The following is a 7854-nucleotide window of genomic DNA, read 5'->3' on the forward strand; positions in this document are numbered from 1 at the left end:
GGCGAGCGCACAAGTCTCGGGCGATGCGGGCTGCCGTGCCCTGCTCGGCCCTACTCAGGGATGGCTTGCGCCAAGGGTTCAGGCAAGATCGGCGGCGTGGAGTCCCAATAGCTGAGATGGTCGCGCCAGATGACCCGGGTTCGCTCCAGGGTCATGTCGGTCATGCAACTCAGGAACATCGCCGTGTGGATGGAGCCATCCTTGAAGCTGTCGTCGACGCCCTCGCAGACGATGCGCGCATAGGCGGTCCAGGCGGCCTGTGAGGCCGCCAGATAAGCACGCTGCGCGCTTGGCCCGCCGAAGGCACGCGGCAGTTCATCGCTTGACCTTGCCTGTTCCCGCGCAGCAACCAGATACCGATCCATCCGAGCCTCCCCCGCCGCGAGATCCTGCGCGAGGCAGGCGTTGATCTGCGGGGTGGAGCCGTCTCTGACGCAGTCGAAAGGGCGGGCCGGATGCGAGGACGCTGCGGATGCGGCTGCAGCGTCTCCGGCGGCGGCAGCAGCCGATTCAAGGGAGGCGCGGTTCAACGCCTCCAGCTCGGCGGCGGATGGGCCCGTCACCTGCATCAAGATGGACATGACGAGGGCGGCGATCATGGTGTGTGTCGTTCCCGGAAACCGCGAAATGAACCCGATCGACGCAAACCGTCAAACGGCAAACGCCCTACTTCTTCGGCGCGTGCTTCTGACCGGTCCGCACACGTCCCGACCGCGAGACCTGCCTCGCCCCTCCGCGCGCGCCCTTCTGGACGGCGACCGATGACCCGGCCTTCTTCGACGCGCTGTTCTTCACCGCACCGATGATGCGCGGCTTGGCGACGCGGGTCTTCTTCTGCTCCAGCGCCTTGCCGGGCAGATGCGATTCCTCTTCCGCCTTCTTGCGCACAGCGCGCGGCGCGGTCTTGGCGTCGCCCTTGTAGCGTTCCGGCCCCGACTTGGCGCCGCCCGTCGCATAGGGGTTCTCCGACCCGCCCTTGACCGTCAGGCGGATCGGCACGCCGGGCAGGTCGAAGCTCTCGCGGATCGAGTTGGTCAGATAGCGGATATAGTGCTCGGGAAGATTGCCGCCCCGGCTGGCGAACAGCACGAAGGTGGGCGGCCGGGCCTTGGTCTGGGCCATGTATTTGGTCTTGATCCGCTTGCCGTCCACGGCGGGGGGCGGATGCCTCTGGGTCGCCAGGGCCAGCCAGTCGTTGAGGTCCTTGGTCTTGACCTTGACCGACCAGGTCTCGTGCGCCTTCAGCACCGCCGGCATCAGCCGGTCAACGCCGCGGCCCGAGTGCGCCGACAGTGCGACGAACGGCGAACCCTTCAACTGAGGCAGCTTGTCTTCGGCCAGATGCTTCAACTCGGCCATGCGCGCCTGGGGATCCTCTTCGAGGTCCCATTTGGCGGCCACGTACACCAGCGCCCGGCCCTCGCGCTCGACCAGGTCGGCGAGTTGCAGGTCCTGCACGTCGAAGGCGTTGTCCTTGTCCATGACGAGGACGACGACCTCGGCGAAGGTGATGGCGCGGATAGTGTCGGCGACCGACAGCTTCTCCAGCTTCTCCTGCACCCGGGCCTTGCGACGCATCCCGGCCGTGTCGACCAGGCGGATGTTCTGGCCATCGTATTCCCAGTCCACCGAGATGGAATCGCGCGTGATCCCGGCCTCGGGGCCGGTCAGCAGCCGGTCCTCGCCGATCAGGCGGTTGATCAGGGTCGACTTGCCGGCGTTCGGGCGGCCGATGATGGCGATGCGGATCGGCTTGTCGGGCTCGTCGACCTCTTCGATGTACATGTCGACCGAGGCGTCGCGGATCGCGGCATAGAGGTCGGCCATGCCCTCGCCGTGCTCGGCGGAGATGGCGACGGGCTCTCCGAAGCCCAGAGAATAAGCCTCGCCGACACCGCCTCCGCTCTCGCGGCTCTCGGACTTGTTGGCCAGCAGGATGACCGGCTTGTGCTGCCTGCGCAGCCGCTCGGCGAAGATCTGGTCCAGCGAGGTCACCCCCTCGCGCGCATCCATCATGAACAGGATCAGATCGCCGTCTTCCAGCGCCAGCTCGGTCTGCTCGCGCATCCGCGATTCAAGGCTGTCGTCGTTGACGTCCTCGTAACCCGCCGTGTCGATCAGCGTCAGGTCCATGTCGCCGATGTTCCCGTCGGCATAGCGACGGTCGCGGGTCACGCCCGGGCGATCGTCGACCAGCGCGAGGCGCTTGCCGACCAGCCTGTTGAACAGTGTCGACTTGCCCACATTGGGGCGGCCGACGATGGCGAGCTTCAGTGCCATGTCGGCCTTCTAGCGTGTTTTGCGGTCTTTGGTCAGCGAATGCTGATCAGTTCGCCGTCGTTGGTCAGGACGTAAAGCGCGCCGTTGTAGGCGGCCGGAGCGATATAGGCGGGCGCGCCGAGGTTCAGCGTGGCCGTCAGGGCGCCGGTCTTCGGATCGAAGGCCACGGCCTCGCCGTCCGAATTGACCAGGACCAGCCGGTTCGATGCCAGGATCGGACCCGACCATTCCGGTCGCACGGTGCGGTCGAAGAAGCCCAGGAATCCGCCTTCCTGACGCACGCGACCCTCGTTCAGGTCGCGCGTCCAGTAGACGGCGCCTGAGTCGCGGTTGATCAGGGTCAGTTCACCCGACTTGGACACGACATAGACGACGTCGCCGGCCGGCAGGGGCGCGTTGACGCCCGCGACCGGCAGGGTCCATTTGGGCTGGCCGGTGCGGATGTCCATTGCCTGCAGCACGCCAGAGTGGCTGACGGCATAGACGAAGCCGCGCGAAATCACCGGGCGACCGGCGATGTCGCGGATTTCCGACAGGGCGCTGGTGCGGCTGGTGCGCGACAGCACCTGGTTCCAGACCGGCTGGCCGTTGGTGGCGCGCAGGGCGACGACCTCACCGGAGGAGAAGGGCGCGATGACCGTGTCGCCGCTGACCGACGGGCTGGACGCGCGCATGACGCGGGCCGGCTCGACGATGCCGCGATAGGACCAGTCCTGCAGGCCGGTCGTGGTGTTGAAGGCGATAATCTGGTTGTCGACGTCGATGACATAGACCCGGCTGCCCGCGACCGTCGGCGCGCCGTGGATCGGCACATCGACCGGCTGCGTCCAGACCACGGCGCCTGTCGCGGCGTCCAGCGCCGTCATGGTGCGATAGCCGGACGCGACGAAGACCTTGCCGCCGCTGACGGCCACGCCGCCGCCGAACCCGCCGCTGAGCGATCCGCCGCCCTCGCTGACGAAGGGAATGGGCAGGCCGAATGCGGAGACGCCACCGGCCGCTTCACGTCCGGTCGGTTTCACATCGACCTTCCAGACCACCTCGCCCGAGGCGGCGTCCACGGCCGTGACTGTCGATTCGCCATCCATGACGAAGACCTTGCCGGCATCCGCCACGACCGGCGCCATGACCTGACGCGTGCGGGTCGAGCCGGAGCCGATGCGCCGGCGCCAGCCGATGGTGAACTGCGGCGCGGCGATCACATGCTCGATCGAGGCCTCGGCGTTTCCGCCCGGCATCGGCCAGGACGTCGCGGCCACGGGCCCCGGGAGGAAGAAGTCGCGACCGGCCAGCCCGGCCGCTGGAGCCAGTTGCTGATCGAAGGCCAGGATGGAGACGCGCTGTCCTTCGCTCGCCGTCGCCTGGGGCGATTTGTCCTCGCCCAGCCCGAACGGCAGGATGCGCCGCGCCGAGGCGCAGGACGCCAGAGAGGCGGCGAGCCCCAGGACGATGGCGGTCTTCAGCACGCGCGTCACGGTCGTCATCCGAACTCCGGTCGTCATCAGGCGGGTCTTCACGGTTGGGCAGCCTGGGCGGCCTGGACCTGCGCGGCCTGGGCGAGTTGGTCGGCCGTCGGGGCGGGAGGGGCCGGCGGCGTCACGGCCTGCGCCGCCACGATGGCCGGCAGGCCTGCGGCGACGCCGGTATCGATCATACCGATAGCGGCCTGCGCGCGTTGGCGCACCGAATCCGGCACGTCCTGGCCGAGCGTCAGCAGCACGAAGACCTCGCGGGCCTCGGCGGGCTTGTTGAACTGCAGGCGGGCCATGCCCAGGGCTTCCTGGGCGAAGGGCAGCATCGGCCGGCCCTCCTTGGTCAGGGGCTCCAGCTTCGCTTCCAGCGTTTCAAGGGTGGCGCCGTTGTCCATCATCAGCAGCGCCGACTTGTAGACGGCCGTATCGTGCAGGATCGGATCGCCCGAGGCCTTGGCGGCGTCGTCGAACAGCTGGATGGCGTCCGGAATGCGGTTGGCGGCGACGGCCAGGCCGGCGCGCTGTTGCAGGGCCAGAGCCTTGTAGGCGCCGTTGCCGGCCTTCTCGGCCTCGGCGAAGGCCGTCTCGGCCCCGGCGGAGTTGCCGGTCTGCAGGGACTCGAGGCCGCGCTGATAGGCGATCGAGCCCGCGTTCGCGCGGCTGGTCTGGAAGCTCTGCCAGCCCCACCACGCCAGGGCGGCGATGAGCGCGACGAGCAGGACGCCGCCCAGAATGGGAAGCCAGTTGCGCGCCAGGCGCTTGAGGCGTTCGGAGCGAATCTCCTCCTCGACCTCTTCGAAGACATCAGTCACTAGCGGAGCCGCCCCAAAAAACGCTGAAAAGCCAATCGGCGCGGACCCTAGAGGGTCGCCCTCGCCCTCGCAACGCCTCTTGAAGACAAGACGGGGGCTACGGCAGAGCCGGCTTTTTGGAGAAGTAGGTCTCGACTTCGGCAGGAAAACGGCGGGCCCTCACATCGGCAGCATAGGTTTCGACCGCGCGGCCGATCTCTCCGCGCAGATCGGCGTATTTCCGCACGAATTTCGGGGTCCAGTCGAACATCCCCAGCATGTCGGGCGTGACCAGCACCTGTCCGTCGCAGGCCGCCGAGGCGCCGATGCCGATGGTCGGCCTGGCGATCGCCTCGGTGATCTCGCGGGCCAGACCTTCCGCCACGCCCTCGATGACCACGGAGAAGGCCCCGGCGTCGGCCGTGTCATGAGCGGATTGCAGGATTCGCGCATGCTCCGCCGCTTCCCGACCCTTGGCCTTGAACGACCCGTCGATGTTGATCGACTGCGGCAGCAGGCCGACGTGACCCATCACCGGCACGCCGCGCTTCACCAGATATTCGATCGTGGCGGGCACTTCCGGGCCGCTCTCGACCTTCACCGCCTGGGCGCCGGTCTCCTTGAGGATGCGGACGGCGTTGGCGTAGGCCTGTTCGACCCCGGCCTCATAACTGCCGAACGGCATGTCGATGACCACCAGGGCCCGTTTCGAGCCCCGCATCACCGCCTGGCCGTGCAGGATCATCATCTCCAGGGTAACGCCGACCGTCGAGGTCATGCCGTGCACCGCCATGCCCAGGCTGTCGCCGACCAGAAGCACGTCGCAGTGAGGATCCATGATCGCTGCCGTCGGCGCATCATAGGCGGTCAGCATCACGATCGGTTCGCCGCCCTTGCGTGCGGTGATCTCCGGGACCGTGATCCGTTTCACGACTTCCTGTTTCTGACTCGACATGGATGCTCCGCTGATGGCGGCGGAGAGATAGGGGGTCGGGCCGGTTCCGTCGACCCGCCCCCTTCTCGGCATGCCCTCGATCAGACGTCTTGCGACAGCCTCACCACGCCCGCCGCCGCGATGGCGATCAGGGCGCCGGCGGCGATCCAGAACAACTGCATCCCGCCCATGGAGCCCAGGGTCAGGTCCGACAGGCCAAGCTGCGACAGGCCGGAGCCCACCGCGCCCTGGACGTTCAGGCTGGCGGCCTCCAACCCCTGTCCGATCACCCGGCCGGCCACGGGGGCCTGATCGTTCGACAGATGCAGGTTCAGGTTCATCGATTCCCTGACCGCGATAACCCCGCCGATCAGGCCGGCGACGGTCAGGGCCAGGGTGCGCACCCGACTGGACGAATGCAGTTTCGTCTCGACCTCGACCGCGAACAGGCTAGCGTCGGCCATCTGGGGCGAGCGCGCGAACAGCCGCTCGATCATCGGATCGAATTCATCAGCCGACATGGGTCGACCTCCCCGACTGTCCGACATCCGGCGAAAGCCGGGCGCGGAGTTTATCCAGACCACGTTTGACATGAGACTTCACCGTTCCAAGCGGCAGATTCATGGCCGTGGCGATCTCGGGATGAGACAGCCCCGCGCCATGGCACAGGGAGACGCAGAGACGTTCGGTTTCGTTCAACCCCTTCAACGCCTCGTCGAGGTCGACCAGCCCCGCCTGATCGCGTGCGGGAGCCGCATCGTCCTCGCCCGGTTCAACTTCCGCGACGTAGCGGGCGTCCCTCGCCTTGCGCTTCAGATAGAGGCGCGCGGCGATCCGCTTGACCCAGGCGGCGAAGGTGCCCTCGCCCCGGAACTCCGCGCATTTCTCGAACGCCTGCAGGAAGGCGTCCTGGGCGACGTCGTCGGCCTCGGCGACCTGCGCTCCCATGCGTCGCAGCAGGAACCGCACGGCCGAGCCGTGGCGGCGGACCAGTTCGCCGAACTCCCGCCGTCCACCCGCCGCCGCGAGGGCGGCGAGTTCGACGTCGTGGTGGTCCAAAAGGGCCTTGGGCATGACAGTTCCCCCCAACTTTCCTGGAGATGCCTGACCGCGCTCAGTCCTTGTTCTTGTTGAAGAAGCTCAGGACGATGAAGGCAAGGCCGATGGTGATCGGGATCGCCGCCAGGCCCAGCAGCCCGCCATCGAAGTTGGGGCCGTCGTTCCAGTCGTCACCAAAGCCACGCAGGTCGTTGATCAGGCTGAAGGCGGCCATGCCGATGCCGACGGCCAGCCAGATGATGCCCCGGCGGATGTCGCGGCTTCGCGACGGAATGTTCTTCGTCGCTTCCGTGCTCAGCGCGTCGATGACCTCCGGCGGCAGGGGCTGTCCCTTGTCGATGGCGGCGCGGACAGTCGCCTGCATCTCGCGGCGTTCACGGCTCTTGAAATAGGTCGGGCCGACGATGATGGCAGTGATGGAGCCGAAGACGGCGAAGATGGCGAAGATCGGAATGAAGTCTTCCATGGGATATCCCCTCTTTCGATGATGGGCCGGAGCCTGATGCCCGAACCTTCCGATCACAAGAGGCGCCGGCGACGCCCAACGGATGCGATCAGCGACGTGAAATCTTCGTAAGGTGACGCCTGACCCATTCTGACGCGCTCCGTCCGGAGATGGCGGACCGCCGGCGAACACCGTACCGTCTCTTCAAGATCAATCAGATCGCAGGATACTTCGTATGCTTCGTCGCCCTCAGCTTCTGACCTTCGTCTTCTGTGCAGCCCTCGCGGCCGCCTGTTCTCCGAGGACCGAAGCAACGGCTGAGACCGAGACGGCCGAGCCGCAGGCCCTGACCGCCGCACACGTCGCCGACCTGATCGCAGCCGACGGAGCGGCCCACACAGTCGCCGTACTCACCAGTCCTGCGGACCCTACCGGCATTCAGAAGGTGTTCGACGGCATGGCCACTGGCGACCCGGCATGGTTGGCGCTCGTTCCCGCGATCGCCCCCGAGACCGACGGCGAATATGCGGAGGGCCTCAACTACGCTCTCAGCCAGGCCCTGGTTCACAACGCTGCAGGCGTCCTCGCCCTGATCCCCGAGCATGGCAGCTACTATTTCGTCTGCGCCGACGCTGACCACGAGACGGCGCGCCCGCTCGTCGCCGCAATCACCGAACGATCTCTCCGGGCGTCACGCGACCTCTGCCTCAAGTATATGGACGCCGACGAGCAGGAGCTTGAGGCGCTCGAAGCCGCCTAGGTGGTGTGGACAAAGTGTCTGATCCACAGTCGGATGGATGCGACGACGACGAAGCCGAGGAAGCTGTCGGCGGTCTTGTCGTATCGGGTAGCCAGTCGTCGGCTGTGTTTGAG

9 protein-coding genes and 1 pseudogene are annotated in these 7854 nt (G+C 66.9%); 1 reads left to right on the top strand and 9 read right to left on the bottom strand.

Translation table 11 applies throughout. The annotated features are described in order from the left end of the window. Positions 1 to 50: 50 nt before the first annotated feature. The 8 genes from ACP7AU_RS14835 to ACP7AU_RS14870 all read right to left on the bottom strand — a co-directional run bounded on the left by ACP7AU_RS14835 (position 51) and on the right by ACP7AU_RS14870 (position 7002). Complete coding sequence (locus ACP7AU_RS14835) at positions 51 to 599, bottom strand: lysozyme inhibitor LprI family protein (RefSeq protein ID WP_426051904.1); 549 nt, start codon at positions 597 to 599, stop codon at positions 51 to 53. Between the two features lie 67 nt (positions 600 to 666). Then, the gene (gene der / locus ACP7AU_RS14840) at positions 667 to 2280 is read right to left on the bottom strand and encodes a ribosome biogenesis GTPase Der (protein WP_426051905.1); all 1614 of its coding nucleotides are present in this window, start codon (positions 2278 to 2280) and stop codon (positions 667 to 669) included. Between the two features lie 32 nt (positions 2281 to 2312). Beyond that, on the bottom strand, positions 2313 to 3764 hold the full coding sequence (locus ACP7AU_RS14845) for a PQQ-binding-like beta-propeller repeat protein (RefSeq protein ID WP_426051906.1): 1452 nt from the start codon (positions 3762 to 3764) through the stop codon (positions 2313 to 2315). A 29-nt stretch (positions 3765 to 3793) separates the two neighbouring features. Then, positions 3794 to 4564 (bottom strand): tetratricopeptide repeat protein, encoded by a 771-nt coding sequence (locus tag ACP7AU_RS14850; RefSeq protein WP_426035939.1) that lies wholly within the window; start codon positions 4562 to 4564, stop codon positions 3794 to 3796. 97 nt (positions 4565 to 4661) lie between these two features. Continuing rightward, positions 4662 to 5498 (bottom strand): 3-methyl-2-oxobutanoate hydroxymethyltransferase, encoded by an 837-nt coding sequence (gene panB / locus ACP7AU_RS14855; RefSeq protein ID WP_426051907.1) that lies wholly within the window; start codon positions 5496 to 5498, stop codon positions 4662 to 4664. An 80-nt stretch (positions 5499 to 5578) separates the two neighbouring features. After that, complete coding sequence (locus tag ACP7AU_RS14860; RefSeq protein WP_426035943.1) at positions 5579 to 5998, bottom strand: hypothetical protein; 420 nt, start codon at positions 5996 to 5998, stop codon at positions 5579 to 5581. Next, complete coding sequence (locus ACP7AU_RS14865) at positions 5988 to 6551, bottom strand: RNA polymerase sigma factor (RefSeq protein ID WP_426035945.1); 564 nt, start codon at positions 6549 to 6551, stop codon at positions 5988 to 5990. The genes ACP7AU_RS14860 and ACP7AU_RS14865 overlap by 11 nt, the downstream gene beginning before the upstream one ends. Positions 6552 to 6591: 40 nt before the next feature. Next, on the bottom strand, positions 6592 to 7002 hold the full coding sequence (locus ACP7AU_RS14870) for a DUF6249 domain-containing protein (protein WP_425990923.1): 411 nt from the start codon (positions 7000 to 7002) through the stop codon (positions 6592 to 6594). 214 nt (positions 7003 to 7216) lie between these two features. Here ACP7AU_RS14870 and ACP7AU_RS14875 point away from each other — a divergent pair, with 214 nt between their 5' ends. Beyond that, positions 7217 to 7741, top strand: a complete 525-nt coding sequence (locus tag ACP7AU_RS14875; protein WP_426051908.1) for a hypothetical protein — start codon at positions 7217 to 7219, stop codon at positions 7739 to 7741. Here the strand turns inward: ACP7AU_RS14875 and ACP7AU_RS14880 are convergent. Then, positions 7738 to 7854: pseudogene (locus tag ACP7AU_RS14880) on the bottom strand (IS5/IS1182 family transposase); the annotation flags it as partial. The gene ACP7AU_RS14875 and the pseudogene ACP7AU_RS14880 overlap by 4 nt on opposite strands.

This window comes from Brevundimonas sp. SL161 (assembly GCF_049896985.1).
In the GTDB taxonomy this organism is placed as follows: Bacteria; Pseudomonadota; Alphaproteobacteria; order Caulobacterales; family Caulobacteraceae; genus Brevundimonas.

Coding starts and splice junctions, on each gene's coding strand:
- panB (WP_426051907.1), bottom strand. CDS start 5,498: ATGTCGAGTCAGAAACAGGAAGTCGTGAAACGGATCACGGTCCCGGAG.
- ACP7AU_RS14835 (WP_426051904.1), bottom strand. CDS start 599: ATGATCGCCGCCCTCGTCATGTCCATCTTGATGCAGGTGACGGGCCCA.
- ACP7AU_RS14865 (WP_426035945.1), bottom strand. CDS start 6,551: ATGCCCAAGGCCCTTTTGGACCACCACGACGTCGAACTCGCCGCCCTC.
- ACP7AU_RS14875 (WP_426051908.1), top strand. CDS start 7,217: ATGCTTCGTCGCCCTCAGCTTCTGACCTTCGTCTTCTGTGCAGCCCTC.
- ACP7AU_RS14870 (WP_425990923.1), bottom strand. CDS start 7,002: ATGGAAGACTTCATTCCGATCTTCGCCATCTTCGCCGTCTTCGGCTCC.
- der (WP_426051905.1), bottom strand. CDS start 2,280: ATGGCACTGAAGCTCGCCATCGTCGGCCGCCCCAATGTGGGCAAGTCG.
- ACP7AU_RS14845 (WP_426051906.1), bottom strand. CDS start 3,764: ATGACGACCGTGACGCGCGTGCTGAAGACCGCCATCGTCCTGGGGCTC.
- ACP7AU_RS14860 (WP_426035943.1), bottom strand. CDS start 5,998: ATGTCGGCTGATGAATTCGATCCGATGATCGAGCGGCTGTTCGCGCGC.